The sequence below is a fragment of the Ruegeria sp. BJ6 genome (assembly GCF_056537885.1).
Genome location: NZ_JBQFSG010000012.1, coordinates 51970 through 70730, shown reverse-complemented (window position 1 = coordinate 70730; position 18761 = coordinate 51970). Strand labels below are relative to the sequence as shown.

Sequence of the window (18761 nt, the reverse complement as noted above, 5' to 3'; positions counted from 1 at the left end):
CTGCCCTGTATCTGCCGTTTTTGGGCAAGCCTGAAGGGCGGGGATGGGTTGGGGTGGGTTCGGTGGAGGAAATTTCGTGACACAAACATCAAGCCCGGCCGAGCGGATGAACCGGATAACCGAAGATGCCATGTGTATCGGCTGTGGCTTGTGTCAATCGGTGGCCGGACCTCAGACAGTGCAGATGCAGGTCGTTGAAACCGGTTACGAGCGGCCGGTCGTGACCGGAGAGCTGACACATGAAATGGTGGATCATCTGATGGATCTGTGCCCGGGCACCCGGATTGAGGGCTTGCCTGAGTGCCAGATCGACGAAACCACAAAGACCGATCTGGTTTGGGGTCCTTACCAGAGCATGTCTCTCGCCCATGCCAGTGATCCCGATGTAAGGCACAAGGGATCAACAGGGGGCGTTTTGACCGCCTTGGGGATGTATCTGGTCGACAGCGGTGAGGTCGATTTCATTCTGCATGCCAGAGCGTCCACAACAGAACCGACATTCGGAGAACGCGCCGTTTCGCCCACGGCTGCGGATGTACTGGCGGGTGCCGGGTCGCGCTATGGCCCGACCGCACCGCTGATTGATGTGCTGGAGCAATTGGACAAGGATCGGCCATTTGCTTTTGTGGGCAAGCCCTGCGACATCGCTGCGCTGCGCAATCTTGCGCGCGTGGATGCACGGGTGAACACGCTGGTCAAATACATGCTGACCCCGGTTTGCGGGGGCTTCATGCCGCCACAGGGCATGGCGCGTTTTCTGGATCAGGAACTTGGGGTCAACCCCGAACAGGTAACCGGATTTCGCTATCGCGGCCACGGTTGCCCCGGTCTGGCCCGGGTCGTAACGGCGGACGGGATGGTTCACGAAAGGCGCTATACTGATTTCTGGGGAACCGACGAAAGCATGTGGGTGCTGCCTTTCCGCTGCAAGGTCTGCCCTGACGGTATTGGCGAGGCTGCGGATATTGCGGCCTCGGATACATGGCCCGGTGGCTCTCCTGATCCGGCGACCGAAGATGACGATCCCGGCACCAACGCCATTGTCGTCCGCACAGCGCGTGGTGCCGATCTGGTGGACCGCGCGGTCGCGGCCGGATATCTGACGGTCACCACGCCGGTCGATCCGCGTTACATGGACAGTGTCCAACCGCATCAGCGCAACAAGAAATACGCTGCTGGTGCCCGCCACGAAGGCCTGCGCGCCGAAGGTAAAACGACACCCATGACCAATCGGCTCCGGCTGGATGCGCTTATGAGCGATCTGGATGCCGAGCAAGCTGCCTTTCAACGGGAGGGCACGCGAGAACGGGTTCGGATCGGCAAGGCCTCAGAACCCACGCCCAGACCAAAAATGTGACGTCGACTGCCACCAGATTAGCCGGAACCTTGGTTGTAGCCACTTCTTGCGCGAGCAGTTGAGGCTTTGACTTGTCGGCTTTTCCGAAAAAAGGAATGGTGCAATGATCGGTTACGGGGCCACTGGCGTCAGTTGGTCCGGAATATCTGCCATAATGGGAATGACCTATGCCCGCCTTGGAATCCGCCGCTCCGGCGACAACGCCACGCACCCGTGCCAAGGCGCGGCACATCCTTGATAACTACTATATCGGTCCGTCGCGGGATGCTGAGGTATTGGAAATCTGGGGTTATACAGAGCGTATGACCTATGCGCCCGGCGACAACGTGGCCGTGCGTGTATCGACGACCGCCGAAACATGGAGCCTTGAGATCGGTCGCGATGGTGCAGTTTATGAGGCCATGCTGACGGAAACCGGTCTGAAAGGCGTGCATCAGGATACACCCGAGGATTGTTCGGTACGTGGTTGCGGTTGGCAGTCGTCTTTTGAGTTCACCATTCCCGACGATTGGAGAGAAGGCGGCTATCTGGTGACGTTGCGCGCCGAACGCGACGGAGACATGGTCGAGGAACACCACATGTTCCTTGTCCGCCGCGCGGCCGACAAACCGCCTGCGCCTTATCTGCTGGTCTGCGCCACCGGAACATGGCTGGCCTATAACTGCTGGGGCGGATCAAACCATTACGAAGGCATCACTGGTCCCGAAGGCAATGCCTTCTCACCGGTGGTCTCGACCCAGCGCCCATGGACGCGCGGGTTCTGCAAATTGCCCGAAGGCGCGCCCCGGGCAGTACCAGAATCCCCTCACACCCCGGGTGGAATGGTTCGTTATCCGTACATGGAATGGGCGTATAGCTATGGCTATTCCAAGAAATACGCCTCGGCCGGTTGGGCCAGTTATGAACGCCATTTCGCCCGTTGGGCCGAGGTGCAGGGGTTTGAGATCGACTTTGCCACCCAACACGATCTTGATGCCGATCCGGATTTGCTGAGCCGATATCGCTGTGCCATATTTGTCGGCCACGACGAATACTGGTCCGCCAACATGCGTCACGCCGTTGATCGATACACAGAAGCCGGAGGTAACATTGCGCGGTTCGGCGGCAATTTCCTGTGGCAGACGCGCATCGAAGACGAAGGGCGCAGCCAGGTCTGCTACAAGTACACGGCCGATCAGGACCCTCTGGTGGGCACCGATCAGGACCATCTGGTCACGGCCGCTTGGGAGGTTGATCCGATCAACTGGCCCGGTGCAAAAACGTTTGGTGCCAACGGGTTGAAAGGGGTTTATGCCGGGCTGGGGCGCTGCGTGGGTCAGGGCAGCGGCGGTTTCACGGTATACCGGCCCAGTCATTGGGCGTTGGATGGCACCCAACTGGGTTATGGCGATCAGTTGGGCGCGGCTTCACGCATCTTTGGCTATGAAGTGGATGGCGTGGACTATCGCATGGAGGACGGCCTGCCCTATGCCACAGGGACTGACGGGGCCGACCCCGAGATGGAGATTCTGGCCCTTGGCCTAGCCACCAATGTCGAACCACAGCACGGTATTTGGGGCGAAACCGTCTATATCGGAGACGCCGATGCGACTTTCAAAGCGCACACCATGTTTGGTGAGGTCACGGCAGAAACGCTGGACCGCAGCTCGCGGGGCAACGGGGTAATCGTGAACTGGAAACGGGGCAAGGGCGAGGTTTTTACCGCCGGTACCTGCGAGTGGATTATGGGGCTTGTACGTCACGATTGGCAGGTCGAGCGCATAACCCGGAACGTATTGCAGAAGTTTGGTCACACGTCTCTGGACGTGGAGCCGTTCGATCAAGAAACGAACGAACAGGCCATATGAAACAAATGCCCGGCAACCCGGATACTTCATTCACAGAGGCAGCGCCCACAAGTCACGAAACAGGTGAAAACGACACCCGCTATCTGACCGCGGATATTCCAGTTTTCCTGATCCGCTGTCTAACCGCGACCATGAAGGATCTGGGGATTTCGACCGCGCGGCTAACGACAGGTTTGGGACTGTCGATCGAAGACCTGACCGACCCCTACTGTCGCGTTTCCTTTCGGCAAGGCCGCGAATTCATCCGCCGTGCTCTCGATATGGCCGAGGATCGAGCACTGGGTCTGGAAACCGGCTCGCGCGAGAGAATAACCTCAATCGGTCTGGTCGGATTTGCTATGATCACCAGCAATACACTGGGTGACGCCATTGAACTGGGGCTGAGGCTGCAAAAGGAAACCGGCAGTATGCTGGAGTTTGATGCGCGGTCCGAAGACGGGGCTTTCGTTGTGTCGGCAAACAGCCGGTTTCATGATCCCGACATCCATGTCTTTCTGGTTGAAGAGGCCTTTTCCAGTTTCATGCAACTTGCATTGGACCTGATCGGTGACACGTTCGCGCCGTTGCGCGTCGACCTGACCTATCCCGAACCGGTCTATTCCGGCCTGCGATACACAGAGGTTTTCGGATGCGACATACGGTTCGGACAGTCGGAAAACGCCTTTGTCTATGATCTGGCTTGGCATCAGACGCCCTTGTTGACCGCCGACCCATTGGCCCACAAACAAGTGCTGGGGTACCTGCAGGAGACCGGTATGCGGGCGCGGGAAATGATGGAGCTTGTGGAAACGGTCGAAAGGATTATCCGGCAGAACCTTTCCGATGCACCAAAGTTCTCTGCCGTGGCAAAAGCACTGCATATGAGCGACCGGACACTCCGCAGAAGGTTGGGCGAGCTGGATGTGACCTATCAATCGCTTCTGGATCGGCAAAAAAGGCTCAGGGTGCTGGAACTGCTTCGCAACCCCGTCTGGTCACTGGATCAAGTCGCGCAGGAGGCTGGATTCAGCGATCCGCAAAATTTCCGCCGCGCATTTCGCCGCTGGACCGGAAAAACGCCAGCGCAGGCCCGTCGGGAAATGATGGAAAGATAGATTGGCCGACAGCATCTGAGTGGCCACATTTTTGGCCGATAATGACCCTTCACTGGCCATTTCGGAAGTTAGCGCAGTCCCTGATGGTACCTAGTATCTGATGTCATTGGTTTCGGGGCAGCAGATGCAAAGCGACGGAAATACAAACACCAAAGCCCACATTCTGGCGATCGACCTTGGTACAAGCGGGTGCAAGGTCGGTGTCATATCGCTGGATGGAAAGGTGTCGGGCTGGGCCTTTCGTCCCGTTGCCCTGCATGTTGTGGGCGAGGTCGGCGCCGAGCAGGTGCCCGATGATTGGTGGACTGCATTTCTGGGCGCCGCTGACGACGCACTTGCGCAAAGCGGGGTGAAGCGAAACAGCATTCTTGCCATCTGCAGTTCCACGCAGGGTGAAGGTACCCTACCGGTCGACCGGGATGGTAATCCGTTGATGAACGCGATCACCTGGCTGGACATGCGCGGGCAGCAGCACCTTCACGACAGCATGAAGGGTTTGCTGAGGATTGCGGGATATGATCCGCTAAAACTGTTTCGATGGCTGCGCCTGTGTGGCGGGGCCCCTGCCTTGTCGGGCAAGGACCCGGCAGCGCATATGCTGTTGGTAAGGGATCGCTTTCCGGGCATTTATGAACGCACCTACAAATTCCTCAACGTCTTGGACTTCTTCAACCTGCGGCTCACTGGGCGGTTCGTGGCAACACAGGATTCCATTCTGACCTCATGGGTGACAGACAACCGCGATCCCGCCAACATCCGCTATGATGACAAATTGATCGCCCAGAGCGGTATTGAGGCGGACAAATTCCCTGACCTTGTTCGCTGTGACGAGGTGTTGGGGCCGGTTTTACCGGATCTTGCCGAACAGTTGGGCATTCCATCCTCCACACCGGTCGTCGCTGGCGCCATCGACAACACCGCCGCTGCCATCGGCAGCGGTGCTGTGGGGGATTATGATACCCATCTTTATGTCGGGTCATCCTCGTGGCTGGCGGCGCATGTGCCGTTCAAAAAGGCCAATGTGCTTCACCAGATCGCTTCGGTTCCATGTGCCCTGCCCTCACGCTATCTGATGATGGCAATGCAAAGCAACGGCGCAAGCAGTATCGAGTTTTTCAAGAACAGAATGCTGGATCATTCTGACGGGCTGACCGAAGGCGGTGCTCCCCGGGATATCTTTGCCCGCCTCGATACGGCGGCCAGCGGAATTGCGCCCGGCAGCGAGGGCCTGATGTACCTTCCCTGGCTGTTTGGCGAACGCAGCCCAAATGATGAAAGCGCTTTGCGCGCGTGTTTTCTGAACATTCATGCCGATCACAGCCGCGCCACCATGGCCCGCGCGGTTTTGGAAGGTACCGCGCTAAACACCCGAATGATGGCCGGTTCCGTCAAACGCTTTCTGGGCCGCTGGCCGGGGCAAATCAACATCGTCGGTGGCGGCGCACAATCGGACAGTTGGTGCCAGATTTACGCGGATGTCCTGAATACTCCGATCCGCAGGCCCGTCGCGCCGATCAAAGCCAATGCGCTGGGGGCTGCTGTCATAGGCGCCGTGGGCGTCGGCCAGATGGACTATGCCAGTGCGGCTGAGATGGTGCATATCGAAAAGGTTTTCGAGCCTGACCTGGCAAACAAGGGCATCTATGACGCCCGCTTCGATGTTTTTCGCGATCTGCAGAAGCGCCTGACACCCACATTCCGGCATCTCAACTCCAAAACATCAGGAGGGGCACATGGTTGACTTCGTTCACGAACGCGCTGCCATTGTTGATATCTGTCACCAGCTGTCCGATCAGGGATATCTGGCCGGAACAGGTGGCAACGTCGCCCTGCGGCTGAATAAAGATCTGTTTGCGATTACACCGTCGGCCACCGATTATACCACGCTCACACCCGCCGACATCGCGGTAATCCGGCTGAACGGGTTGGAACAGATCGATGGTAACAAGCCCGCATCGGTGGAAAAAGGACTGCACGCACGAATGCTGAGCATGTTCCCCGACAGACCAGCCAGCATCCATACCCATCAGCCGGTCGCCAGTGCGGTCGCCTTGCTGCACAAGCGCCTGGAATGGCCAGGCGGATCGGACAAGGTCGTAATCGGCGATCACATCGCATTGGCCAAATACCGGCCGTCAGGTACCGGAATGCTGGTCAAGGCCCTGGGCAAGGCGTTGCGCAAGGATGCCTACTGCTATCTTCTGGCCAGCCACGGCGTGATCGCATCCGCCTCTTCCCTAGAACACGGTGCCGATCTGGTTGCCAAGATCGAGGACGCGGCAGCGCAATATCTGAGCCCACTCATCCGGAACAACCCGAACCTTTCGGACGTCACCCGTCAAATGACGCTTGGCACATTGGAAGGTATCCTGACCAAAGGATCAGAATCGTGAACGCGGAACAAAAGATAAAGCAACCCACTGGCCTGCCGACCTATCCGGATACGCAGGTTGTAATGGACAAGCTTCAGGCGCTTCTGAAGGAACCCGTGCGTTCGATCCGGCCCGACGCCATGCCGCAGATTCTGGAGTATTTCGAGCAGAATTGCCAGAAATCCAAGGCTTTGTCCGCACGCGCCGCCGAGGTCATACCCGGTGGTGTTCAGCACAATCTGGCCTTCAACTATCCATTTCCGCTGGAAGCGTCGAAATGTGAAGGGGCGTATATGTGGGACGCCGACGGCAACCGCTATATCGACTTTCTGCAGGCAGGCGGGCCGACACTGTTGGGATCAAACGATCCGGATGTGCGTCAGAAAGTAGTCGATCTGCTTGAAGATTGCGGTCCCGTCACCGGCCTGTTCCATGAATACGAAATGAAGCTTGCCGAACTCATCCGCACGCATATGCCAAAGGTCGAGATGTTTCGGATGCTGGGCTCGGGCACCGAGGCCGTGATGGCCGCAATCCGGCTGGCACGGACCTTCACCGGCAAAAAACAGATCATCAAGATCGGCGGCGGATATCACGGCTGGAGCGATCAGATGGTTTACGGTCTGCGCGTGCCCGGAACCCGGCGGCGCGAGGCGATGGGCATTCCGCGCGGCACCACGACACGAACGCACGAGGTGTTCCCGAATGAGTTGGGCACGTTGCGCCGCAGGCTGATGCTGAACCGGATGCGGGGTGGGACTGCCGCCGTCATAGTCGAACCGCTTGGCCCGGAAAGCGGCACCCGCCCTGCCGACCGCACCTACAACAACGAAGTGCGCAAACTGTGTGACGAATTCGGAGCGCTTTTGATCTTTGACGAGGTGGTGACGGGCTTCCGTACCGGAATGGGCGGTGCGCAAGGGTACTTCGATGTTTATCCCGATCTGACCGTGTTCGGTAAATGCCTGACTGGCGGCTATCCGATGGCGGGGGGTATCGGTGGCCGGAAAGATGTGATGATGCGGCTTGCGGGTGGTATCGGCGGCAGTCAGAAACGCGCATTTGTCGGTGGCACCCTATCCGCCAACCCGCTCTCCTGCGTCGCTGGATACTACGCGATCCGCAAGATGGCCAAGACCGATGCCGCCGGTCACGCAGGTCGCGCCGGTGATCGCCTGCGTCAGGGATTGACTGAAATCCTTGATCGGCTGGGCCTGCCGTTTGTCGCCTATAACTTCGGTTCGATCGTGCATCTGCAGACCACGGCGGTCATGTTGATGAGCATGCGCACGCCGCTGAAGCTGATGCGCGAAGCCAACGCGCGCAAACACGCGATGGAGGAGATGGGCGCCGCCTATCTGGCACATGGTATCCTGACGCTTGCAGGCAGCCGTATCTATACCAGCATGGCCGACACGGATGACGTGATTGACGATGCGCTGAACCGTTTCGAAGACGTATTCAAACTGGTCTGAGCAATGGCTGATCGTACCGAGATTGAAAAGAAAATGCGGCAGGCGGCAGAGCTTCTGTCGGAACAGGCACTTTTTTTTGCTGGTGATACGCTGACAATGCGAGTCCCGGAGTTGAATAAGGTGGCGATGTTGTCACACGGCGGCGCTCTGGAATGGAGCGCGCCAAACCCGGACGGGTCGACACTCCAGCGTATTTACTCATACCGGCCGGACGTGGGTGCTGCGCTGCAAAGCGGGATGGGCTGGCTGCGGGCAATGCACGAAATGGCGGCCCCCATGCCTGCAATCTTTGACGAACAGGTTCGACATCTGGGGCGCGGCGTTCCGGTCTTTCAAAAAACCGCCAACGAGGCGGTGCAGCCAAAAAGCCTTGCAGGAACCACGAATGCCGTTGTTTTTGCGGATACTTCCTTTTGTCTGGGCATGGGTCTTGAACGGTTGCTTTTGAACGTTGAGCTGCTTGAGAAATGCGCCAAAGCCTTTGTTCTTGCGAAGTCCACCGGCCAGACCGTCAGGCAGATACCCTTTTGGGTTCAGCTCATCGCGGATGGCCGCCTGAAAAAAGACGAACGCAAAGCGGCTGAGCATCACGCGCGGGGCGAGTTCTCTGTTCTTGCCAAAGGGTACTGATAACCCTTTTTTACAGCACGATCGGATGGTGGATCTGCGGCTGACTGCAAAGCTGCGTAATCTGAGCCTCAGTATTTGCCACTGGTCGTTTTCACCTGCGCGTTGTAAATAGTCATGCCTAATATATGAATTGATCGGAGCACAGCTTGTCCGAGGCCGAAAAAGCATATGAATCCATGGAAGCCATGGTGGTGATAGGCCAGCTATCTCCGGGCAGCCTGCATACCGAACGGGAATTGGGTGAGCTTCTTCAGTTCGGGCGCACTCCGATCCGTGAAGCGCTGCAACGCCTTGCGCATGAGGGGCTGGTCGAGATTCAGCCACGTCGCGGCATCCAGATTCCGCCCATCAGCATGGATGATCAGATGAAACTGCTACGCGTGCGTCGCGCGGTTGAATCGATCTGCATCGAAACGGCTTGTGAAAACGCATCGGACACACAACGCCGCGCACTTGCCGATCTGGCGGAGAACCTGAAACGCTCGGCGGATAATGTTGATAACCGTGCCGATTTTCTGCGGATTCTGCGAACCGCGCACGAAGCGCTTACCGAAGCAGCGGATAACCCGTTTCTGGTTCGGGCCATGCGGCCTGTTCAAGGTCTTTCACGCCGGTTCTGGTTTTTTCACGCCACTTTCGAGGACTATCAGCACGCGGCCAGTCTGCACGCCGATATTCTGCACACCGTATCGCAGGGCGACAAGCAGGCCGCGGGCGCCGCATCACACGCGCTTATTGACTATCTCGAGGCGTTCGCCCGCGCGACAGACAACCTGCGCCCCGGCCTCGCGCAGGCTCAGGTCCGATAGGTTTCTATCCGTTCCCAGTCGATCCGCATACCAAGCCCCGGCGCTTGTGGCACGGGCAGATAACCGTCGTCATCAAACGCGATCTCTTCACGCGTGACGGCCCATCTGAGTGGTGAAGCTGAGGTCGAGAATTCGGCCATTTCCAAGGGGTCGCGGCTGGCAAGAACGTGCAGGTTAGCTGCAAGTGTCAGGTTCGAGTTCCAGCCGTGGGGCGCGATCCTGTCACAGCCAAAACGCTTCGCCATTGCCTGCAACTTCACAAGCCCGGTCAGCCCGCCGATATGCGACAGGTCCGGTTGGGCGATGTCTACAATCCCTGCCTCAAAGAACGGACGCCATTCCAGCGGCGCGGTCAGACCAAGATCGCCCACACCCACCGGCAACCCGCATCCTTTCAGCAATGCGTGGCCATCAATGTCGTCCAGCGGCAGCGGAGCCTCCAGCCAGTGGATATTGCAGTCGTGCAGAACCGGCAACATTCGCTGCACATCCTCCACCGTGTCGAATGCCGTGATCGCATCGACCATCAGCGGAAAATCTGCACCCAGATGTTCGCGCGTCGTGCGGATCATTTTTTCGGCCAAAGCCGGATCTTCATGCCAGAACCTGTCGGCGGCGATCTTGATCCCCACCGGGTTGTAGGTTTGAACAGCCTTGTCCAGCTTGCGGCGCGCCTCATCCGGGCAGCGCCCCAGAGGGTAGATGGTCACGTATCCCGGTACCCGGTCGTGACGACACCCCCCCAAAAGCTCTGAGACGGTTTTGCCTTCAGCCTTGCCCTTCAGATCCCACAGCGCGATGTCGATGCCCGATATGGCATGCATCACCAGGCCGCGGCGCCCGATAAAGCTGGTCTGCTCCAGCATGTCCATCCACCGCGCTTCGATATCGGTGGCGTCCTTGCCTATCAGAATCTCGCGCAGACCCCGCTGCAAGGGGGACCGCGTTGGTGCCGAAATGATAGCATTGGCGATAGACGGGATGGTGTCGATTTCGGACACACCCATCAACCCGTCATCTGTACTGATGCGGATCAGACAGGTTGAATAAGCCGTGTCATGGGCGTCCTGCCCCGCGGGTTTTGGCGCGTATAGTTCAATAACGCCGATATCGGTGATGCGCATCTTGGGCTCCGTGAATGAAATGGACGGCCCCAATAGGGCCGCCCGTAAGAAGCGGTTGGTCCGCCCAAAGTTACTGCTCCGGTCAGATCAGGCGCGCAGGTCCTGCGTAACCCTTGTGCCGTCCGGCGGGGTTACAGTCTGGCTGATCGGAGCCGCCGACGGGTCTTCGCGCAGCGACTTGTAGAGGCCGATGGCCATCGCCAGGATCACGAAGGACATCGGGAAGCCTGCCGCGATGTTCGCCGTCTGCAACGCGGACAGGCCGTCCGCCAACAGCAGAACGATCGCTGTTGCACCGATGCCGAAGCCCCAGATGATGCGGAACTTGTTCGGCGGGTTGTCATCGCCCATCGACAGCATCGTCGTGATCACCAGAGTGCCCGAATCCGCCGAAGTGACGAACCACGAGAACAGCAGCAGCGTCGCCAGTGCCCACATCGGCCAGGTCAGCCAGCTCAGGTCACCCATCCACGACGTGTTGTTCAGGTTCTCGATCGCTCCGTACAGCGCGGCGGGCAGATCCCAAGCACGAACGGTTTCGATCAGACCTGCACCACCTTCGGTTGCCGGTCCGGTGCCCATGTTCAGCTCTTGCCAGATAGCGGTGCCACCGAACATGCAGAGCCAGAAGAACGCGATGCATGTCGGTACAAACAGGACGCCCACCATGAACTCGCGAATGGTACGCCCACGCGAAATGCGCGCGATAAAGATACCAACCAGCGGTGCCCATGCGATCCACCAACCCCAGTAGAAGATGGTCCAGCCGCCCTGCCATTTGACGGAATCGCCGTCAACCGCAGTCCAGAAGCCCATCGGGATGAAGTTCCACAGGTAATCGCCCAGAGTGGTAACGTAGAAGCCCAGCAACCACTGGAATGGGCCGATGATGATGAACCCGGCCAACAGAACGATCGACAGCCAGATATTCCATTCGGAAATGATCCGGATACCCTTGCCAACACCTGAAACGGTCGAAGCAACCGCGATCACCGTCACAATGATGATCAGGGCGATCTTTAGGCCCATGGTGTTTTCCATCCCGAAAAGCACATTCATGCCGGTCGCCATCTGGCTTGCACCCAGACCCAGCGAGGTCGAGATACCGAACACCGCGCCGAACACGGCAAGCAGGTCAACCATGTGACCGATGGGGCCATAAATCTTTTCGCCGATCAGCGGATACAGCGCCGAGCGCATGGTCAACGGCAGCTTTTTTCTGAAGCCGAAGTAGCCAAGGCACAGGCCGACAATCACATACAGCGCCCAGCCGTGGAAACCCCAATGGAAATACGTCACACGCATTGCGTCGATGGCACGCTGCATGTTCATTTCCGTATGCCCGTTCATGTCGGCATGCGGGTTATTCGGATAGCCGAATGCGCCAGAGTTGTCGAAATAGAAGATCGGTTCAGCCACGCCGAAGAACAGGATGCCGATCCCGATACCAGCCGAGAACAGCATGGCGAACCAGCTGAAGTTGCTGAATTCGGGGCGAGAATCATCATCCCCCAGCCGCAGCGAGCCGTATTTCGAGAACATCAGGAAGAAGCAGAAAAGCATGATCCCGGCAACGACCGAGATGTAGTACCAGCTTAACCCGCTTTCCAGCCAGGAGCGGATCGAGCGATAGATGCCACCTGCGAACTCTACGTTGAGGATGGTAAAGATCACGAATGCGGCGACCATCGCCTTCGCGGCCAAGCCCATGCCGGGGTGCAGACCGGTAAAGAAACCGGATTTAGCCACCAGATGGGCATTGGGGTTTTCGTCTGACATATGGGACCTCCCTTTTGACGAAATGAAGGCGCGCCCGGCGGGGCACGCCAATTACGGCCCGAATTACTCGGGCAGGTATTTCTCGGACCAGCTTGTGCCGGCCGCACCGTGTTCGACCATTTTCTGAATTTGTTCCTCGTCGTATCCGATTTCCCTCAGAATTCTGGTCGTGTGTTCCCCGTATTTCGGCATCGGCCCCGGTATCGTGATCCTGCCGGTTTCTGTCCGAACCGCATTGGGCGCCACCAGATCGCACCAACGGCCCATCGGGTGCTGGTCATGGCGGATGACGCGAAATGTTGCGCTGGAAATGTCGATCTCGCCCTCGCTTTCAAGCTGCAGCGACCGGTCGCGTGTGTCGTGCAGCGAGGCCAGCGGAACCACGGTGTTTTTTCCGTTTGCGAATGCGGTTTGCCAATGATCCAGCGGCCGGGTCCGGAAACGCTCGGCCAGTGCCCCGTGCAACTCATCTTCAGGAAGATTGGCCAGGTCCGCCAGATCCGCCACCGCTGTCAGGGCAACCTGCCGTTCGGTGGGTGCTGCGAAGAACATCCATTGATCTGCTGCCTCGTAGCAGTGGTAGAAGGGTCCCCAACCCAACGCCTCGCGGCCCGATGGCTCGTTGAACGGGGCTCGTCCGTCATAGTCATACATGAATTGCGCTTGAATCAGGTTACCTGCGCCCGCCAGCGAAGCGCGGGCAATCCCGCCCTTTCCGGTTTCACGCAGGCGCAACAAGGCGCCACCCAGTGCGACGCAGGCACAGAAACCTGTCAGTACGTCGATAGTGCCGAAATGAGCGTGTTCCTCGGGCGTGTCCATGCCACCCCCGAACCGCACCATGACCCCGGTCGCAGCCTGTGCCAGATCATCGTAACCGAGGTGATCGGATTTCGGCCCTCGCATCGGCCCGCCAAACGCATCCAGTTGCACAAGGATGAGTTTCGGGTTGATCGCGGCCAAACGGTCCGGAGACAGACCCAGCTTGTCGCGCTGTTCGTCCGTGCCGTTCATGGTGATGACATCCGACCGCTCGATAAGTTTGGCCAGCGCCTCCTGTCCGTCATCCGAACGCAGGTTCAGCAGGATGCTTTCCTTGCCGCGTTGCGCGTGGACGCCGAAAACAACAGTGTTCCAAGGGTCGACCGAAGGCTCAACCGACTGAACCAGAGTGACATCCGCCCCATAGCGGGCCAGCGTCGACCCGATTGTCGGGCCAGCGATTACGTTGGTCAGGTCCAGCACCTTCAGCCCGTCCAGCCAACCGCCGTTGCCGGTTTGGCCACCGCTGCGGGGGGCCTCAGTCAGCAGCGCATCGAGATCAGCGGAACCCGGGCCCGATTTCACCGCCGCTTCGTCATCGCCCGACAGCCAGGCCACGTTGCCCATCTGCCGCATCTCACCGTTACGGGCATCATCGACTTTCAGCACCAGACCGGATGCCAGGGCATGCGGATCGGCCAGCCATTCCTTGGTGAAGCGCTGTGCCGTCGCGGGTGCCTTGGCGGTTCCGAACAGTTCTTCCCATTCGTGCGCGGGGCGCGTCAGAAACGCCTTTTTCATTGCGGTCGAGACCCGCTCGCGATCCGACGCGCCAACAGGATAATTTCGCACGGACCATTCGGCGGGCCAGTCCTTTGTGTCCAGATAGGCCGAGAAATCCGGCAATTCGTCTGCCAGCTCCTTTAGCCCCAATGTCTCAAGCACCCGGCGCGGGTGCGTGGCGACCGAACCGGAAACCACATAGAAACCACGCCCATCGGCGCAGGTATAGGTGCGGTAGAACGGATCAAGGAATTCGGACAGTTCTTCGAACTTGAGGTTCATCGGCAAGCCTTCGGCGGCCCTCCGGTCCAGCTCGACCTCACGCGGGGACTTGTAGCGTTCGGGGTAATCTTCGATTTGCTCACAGTTGTAGATCAGCCCTTCCAGCAAGGCCGAGGCCAGCGGGACCTCAATGTAATCACCGCCATTGTTGTCACGTGCGTTGAGTGCAAACAGCACGGACATAGCGCCAAAGCTGGCACCGTAGGCCGAGGCCAGCGTCAACGGTGTGAAGGAGGGGTTGATGCCCATAAGCCGCCGGTTCAGGCCCATATCGGTGAATTGCCCGGTATAGGCGGCAATCACCGCCTCCCAGGCGGGCAGTCCGGCCAGTTCCGGGTCGGTCGAGGCAAATCCCGGCATCGACAGATAGACAAGCTGATCGTTGGCCGCGCGCAGGGCTTTTTGGCCCAGACCCAACCGGTCCATGACACCGGGGCGGAAGTTCTCGATCACGACATCGGCGCGTCTGGCCAGCTCGATGGCTTTAGCGCGGCCTTCATCGGTCTTCAGATCCAGCGTCAGCACCTTTTTGCCGCGCGAAATCATGTCGAAGGCCGGATCGTCAAAGGTCGGTCCGCCGGGTGGGTCAATCCGAATGACCTCGGCCCCCATATCCGCCAGCATCATGCCAACCAGCGGTCCGGCCAAATATTGGCCGAAATCAAGGACACGGATGTGGGAAAGGGGTCGTCTCGCCATGTATCACCTATGCATGTTCATTGGTTGGGTTGCGCAAATTTGGCGAAAGCTACTCGCAACAGGTGCCGATAGACACTGGTGTAAAGATGATGCAGCGGCTAACAATTTGTTATGGAAAGAACGATCCGCCCGATATCCGGTTCCTTGAACTCGCTTCTGGTTTTCGAGGTTGTCGTCCGCCATTCCAGCCTGTCCCGCGCCGCCGAAGAGCTGGGGATGAGCCAACCCGCCGTCTCGCGGCACATCGCGACGCTTGAGGCGCGTTTGGGCCAACCGCTTTTGACCCGAAACAACAATCGCGTGGCTCCGACCGCGAATGCCTTCAAGCTGGCCAAGTCGGTGGAGCTGGGCATGGGACACGTGGATCAGGTCTGGACCGAGATTTCCGCACCGCCCGACCGAACCGACGTAACCCTTGCCTGTACGTTCGGTTTTGCAGATCAGTGGCTGATGCCGCGGTTCTCTGATTTGCGTAAGATCGTAGGCGAAGGACGGGTCCGGGTTGTGACCACGGATCAGCTGGGCGACATTGATCTGGGACGCCTGGACGCCGCGGTAGTCTGGGACCCGGGCCGCATGCCCGACCGGCCCTATTTTCCATTGATTCCCTGCGAAACGTTTCCAATTTGCAGCCCCAAGTTTCTGAAAGCCCATCCCGAGGCGCAGGAGTGCATATCTGACCTCTCGCCCGACCTGTTCGTGCATCTGGATGTCGGTGATTCTGGCTTTATGACATGGGACAGCTGGTTCGCGCATGCGGGGCTCAAGCCGCCGGCATTCGACCGCCCACCGACGTTCAATGCCTATCCCTTTTTGTTGGAGGCGGTCCGCAATGGCGAGGGTGTCGGCATGGGCTGGCGCGGGCTTGTCGAACAGGCACTGGCCAAAGGCGAAGTGCTGCGCCTCGGGCCAACGATTTCGAACCGGAAAGTGTCCTATTTTCTTCAGCATCGTCCAGTGCGCAACGAAAACGGTGTTTTGGGGAGGATGCTGCAGTGGTTTGAACGTGCAGCATCCGAGTAGGGAGCGCTTACAGCCTTGCGCCTTCGTTGTTCAGCAGGGTGCGGATATCTACGCCCTTGATGTCGCGGATGGCGGTGTTTTCGTTGATGGACAGATCGGTAGCCAGCGCCACCGCATGGCCGTAGCCGAAGCACTGTGCCGTCACCCGGGCCGAGGCCAGCGCCTCGTGTTCCGCCGACAGGCAGCGTCCCGCAACGATGATGTTCTCGCCCTGTACTGGCACCAGCGTGCCGTAGGGGATTTCATAGGTGTCGTCGAACAGCCATTCGACCTTGGGTTTGGTTCCCGAATGCAGTTCGATCGGCCAGGGTGAGTTGGCGATGGCATCGGGCGATTTGGAGCGACCCAGCACATCTTCGTTGGTCAAAGTTGCGATGCCGGTCACGGTGCGGGTCTGGCGGATGCCGATCTCGACCCCGGTGTCGTTGACATAGCCCTCTTCGCAACCCGGAATGTTGCTGCGCAGGAAATCTGCGTATTCGCGGACCTGCAGGCGGGCTACCAGTTCACCCTCGGAATGGTCGACCGGATTGGTCACATCCAGATCGCGGCCGTCAAAGCCCAGAATGCGAGTTGCATTTACCATCAGTTCACCCGGGCGGGTGGTAGGAAAGATCCAGATCTTCTTGCGCGGCAGGCGCTTGCCTTCGTTGTCCGCCGCGATCAGCTGATCGATGACCTTTTGCGGGCTGATCGTATCCTCGCCCCAATATTCACAGAACCGGTCGACATCGATACCGCCCATGCGGAAGATCATGGTCGGGTTCTGGATCATACCGTTGTTGCCCTTGGTGGTCTGGAAGCCTGCGCGGTGGATCACGTCGCCGTCGCCTGACGCGTCGATGATCCGCTTGGCGCGAACCTGAGCAAGACCGGATTTCGAGTTCACGATAACCCCGCCAAACGCATCGCCTTCCATCAGCACGCCCACGACCTGCGAATGATAGAGGATCTGAACACCCGCCTCGCGCAGGAAACCGTCGGCCACCTCGCGCCAGATCTGCGGATCATGAGTAACGGTATAAGTCTTGCCATAACGCTGCGGGCCGCTGACGCCATTGCGGCTTTCCAGCGCGGCGCGAAATTTCTCGGCCCAGCCAAAGACCACCTGCTCGGGCGCCGCGTTTTCTTTTTCGGTCGACAGGAACATCCCGCAAATGGTGCCGGACAGGCCAGCCACGGCACCGCCGCCGCAGAACCCATAGCGTTCGATCAGCAAAACCGAGCGTCCCTTGCGTCCCAAGGTTTCCGCTGCTGCCACACCGGCGGCACCACCGCCAACAACAACCGCATCGACATCGGCGAAAACCGGAAGATCGCTATGCGAAGATACTCTGTAGGTGCTCTGCCATTGGGATTCAAAGCTGGCCATCTGCGGTCTCCTCTACAACTGGCATGCCGTTGGGCGGTGAATGATTTTTGGCGCATTAACTGATATATCTATTGATCGTCAATACCGTTTGTCATAGGTGAGGATAGCGAATGACCGCAAATCAACCCCAACACGCTCATCCGAGGGCACGCAAATGACTGAAATGACAGAAGATCGTTTTGGTAAGATCGAGAGAATCCAGGTCTATGTCGTCAAGACCGGGATCCCCAAATTTTCGTGGTCGCCGACCATGCCGGCATTGCTGACCACCAACACCATCGCCAGAATCACCACCTCGGACGGGTTCGAAGGTGCGGGCGGGGTCTTTTCGTGCACCGAGCACGATTTTGACCGCGCCGTCGCCGAAGGCATGCGCCCGCTGCTGAAGGGCCTGTTGGGCCGCGCCGCCCTGCGCCGCGAGGATATCTGGAAATGGATGCAACTGCGCCGCCTATCGATCCCCAACACCTCAATCGCAGGGCTGGACATCGCCATGTGGGATCTGGCCGCCAAGCGGGCAGACATGCCGCTTTACATGTTCCTCGGCGGCTCACGTGATCGGGTCAAAGCCTATGCCTCGACGCAGGTATTCGACGGACCGGAACCCTACGTTGATCTGATCGATGAGCTGCGCGAACAGGGATTTGCCGCATTCAAGTTCCACTACAAATGCGAGCCGAATGCCGACATTGAAATGATGCGGGCCGTCCATGCCGCCCATGGCGACAAGGGGTTGGACTTCATGTTCGATGCCGACGCCTACTACAGCCACAAAGGCGCGCTGAAGGTGGCGCGTGCGATGTACGAAATGGGTTATGTCTGGCTTGAGGCGCCCTTCCCCGACCATGATCTGGACGGATATCGCGAACTGCGCCGCCGCACGGAACTCCCGATCCTGCCCGGTGGCAACACCATCGTCGATTTACCCAACATCGCCCACGCCATGCGGCACGACTGCTGGGACGGTGTGCGGATCGACGCGACAACCGCAGGCGGCATCACGCCCGCGCGCAAGGTCATGGCACTGGCCGAAGCAAACAACTATAACGTCGAGTTCCAGAGCTGGGGCTGCGCCCTGTCGATGGCGGCGAACCTGCACCTCATGCTCGCCTTTGATAATTGCGAGTACTTCGAGATGCCGGTGCCCTATGCCGACTTTCAGGTGGATGCGCTTGGCCGGATCGAGGTCGACGCCGAAGGATACGTCAACGCATCCGGCGGGGCCGGGCTGGGTCTTGAAATCGACTGGGACGAAGTCGAGGACATGTCGATCTGCAAGATCGATGTGCACGCCTAACACCTAAGTCGAAAAATTGATCGGGGCGGTTATTCACCGCCCCTTTTCTTTGTGAC

Annotated in this window: 14 protein-coding genes; 10 read left to right on the top strand and 4 right to left on the bottom strand. The window is 58.8% G+C overall.

The window, feature by feature from the left end; all coding sequences use genetic code 11:
* The first annotated feature begins 76 nt into the window (after positions 1–76).
* The 8 genes from ACR0D6_RS20025 to ACR0D6_RS19990 all read left to right on the top strand — a co-directional run bounded on the left by ACR0D6_RS20025 (position 77) and on the right by ACR0D6_RS19990 (position 9584).
* On the top strand, positions 77–1357 hold the full coding sequence (locus tag ACR0D6_RS20025; RefSeq protein WP_480766820.1) for a Coenzyme F420 hydrogenase/dehydrogenase, beta subunit C-terminal domain: 1281 nt from the start codon (positions 77–79) through the stop codon (positions 1355–1357).
* A gap of 167 nt (positions 1358–1524) precedes the next feature.
* Positions 1525–3204, top strand: a complete 1680-nt coding sequence (locus tag ACR0D6_RS20020; RefSeq protein ID WP_480766819.1) for a N,N-dimethylformamidase beta subunit family domain-containing protein — start codon at positions 1525–1527, stop codon at positions 3202–3204.
* Positions 3201–4298: an AraC family transcriptional regulator gene (locus ACR0D6_RS20015; protein ID WP_480766818.1), complete on the top strand. Its 1098-nt coding sequence runs from the start codon at positions 3201–3203 to the stop codon at positions 4296–4298. The genes ACR0D6_RS20020 and ACR0D6_RS20015 overlap by 4 nt, the downstream gene beginning before the upstream one ends.
* A 100-nt stretch (positions 4299–4398) precedes the next feature.
* Positions 4399–6039 (top strand): xylulokinase, encoded by a 1641-nt coding sequence (locus ACR0D6_RS20010; protein WP_480766817.1) that lies wholly within the window; start codon positions 4399–4401, stop codon positions 6037–6039.
* Positions 6032–6691 (top strand): class II aldolase/adducin family protein, encoded by a 660-nt coding sequence (locus tag ACR0D6_RS20005; RefSeq protein WP_170652734.1) that lies wholly within the window; start codon positions 6032–6034, stop codon positions 6689–6691. The genes ACR0D6_RS20010 and ACR0D6_RS20005 overlap by 8 nt, the downstream gene beginning before the upstream one ends.
* A complete protein-coding gene (locus ACR0D6_RS20000) occupies positions 6688–8145 on the top strand; it encodes an aspartate aminotransferase family protein (protein WP_480766816.1) in 1458 nt (485 codons plus the stop codon). Before ACR0D6_RS20005 ends, ACR0D6_RS20000 begins: the two co-directional genes overlap by 4 nt.
* 3 nt (positions 8146–8148) lie before the next feature.
* Positions 8149–8775 (top strand): hypothetical protein, encoded by a 627-nt coding sequence (locus ACR0D6_RS19995; RefSeq protein ID WP_480766815.1) that lies wholly within the window; start codon positions 8149–8151, stop codon positions 8773–8775.
* A gap of 146 nt (positions 8776–8921) precedes the next feature.
* On the top strand, positions 8922–9584 hold the full coding sequence (locus tag ACR0D6_RS19990) for a GntR family transcriptional regulator (RefSeq protein ID WP_480766814.1): 663 nt from the start codon (positions 8922–8924) through the stop codon (positions 9582–9584).
* Here the strand turns inward: ACR0D6_RS19990 and ACR0D6_RS19985 are convergent.
* From ACR0D6_RS19985 to ACR0D6_RS19975, 3 genes are all read right to left on the bottom strand, one after another.
* On the bottom strand, positions 9572–10708 hold the full coding sequence (locus tag ACR0D6_RS19985) for a mandelate racemase/muconate lactonizing enzyme family protein (protein ID WP_480766813.1): 1137 nt from the start codon (positions 10706–10708) through the stop codon (positions 9572–9574). The two genes, ACR0D6_RS19990 and ACR0D6_RS19985, sit on opposite strands and share 13 nt — an antisense overlap.
* An 87-nt stretch (positions 10709–10795) precedes the next feature.
* Positions 10796–12487: a BCCT family transporter gene (locus tag ACR0D6_RS19980; protein WP_480766812.1), complete on the bottom strand. Its 1692-nt coding sequence runs from the start codon at positions 12485–12487 to the stop codon at positions 10796–10798.
* Between the two features lie 63 nt (positions 12488–12550).
* A complete protein-coding gene (locus ACR0D6_RS19975; RefSeq protein ID WP_480766811.1) occupies positions 12551–15013 on the bottom strand; it encodes a CoA transferase in 2463 nt (820 codons plus the stop codon).
* A gap of 111 nt (positions 15014–15124) precedes the next feature.
* Here ACR0D6_RS19975 and ACR0D6_RS19970 point away from each other — a divergent pair, with 111 nt between their 5' ends.
* Positions 15125–16036, top strand: a complete 912-nt coding sequence (locus tag ACR0D6_RS19970; protein WP_480766810.1) for a LysR family transcriptional regulator — start codon at positions 15125–15127, stop codon at positions 16034–16036.
* Positions 16037–16043: 7 nt separating this feature from the next.
* Here ACR0D6_RS19970 and ACR0D6_RS19965 read toward each other — a convergent pair whose 3' ends face one another.
* On the bottom strand, positions 16044–17408 hold the full coding sequence (locus tag ACR0D6_RS19965) for an FAD-dependent oxidoreductase (RefSeq protein ID WP_480766809.1): 1365 nt from the start codon (positions 17406–17408) through the stop codon (positions 16044–16046).
* A 154-nt stretch (positions 17409–17562) separates the two neighbouring features.
* Here ACR0D6_RS19965 and ACR0D6_RS19960 point away from each other — a divergent pair, with 154 nt between their 5' ends.
* The gene (locus tag ACR0D6_RS19960) at positions 17563–18705 is read left to right on the top strand and encodes a mandelate racemase/muconate lactonizing enzyme family protein (protein ID WP_480766808.1); all 1143 of its coding nucleotides are present in this window, start codon (positions 17563–17565) and stop codon (positions 18703–18705) included.
* The last annotated feature ends 56 nt before the right edge of the window (positions 18706–18761 follow it).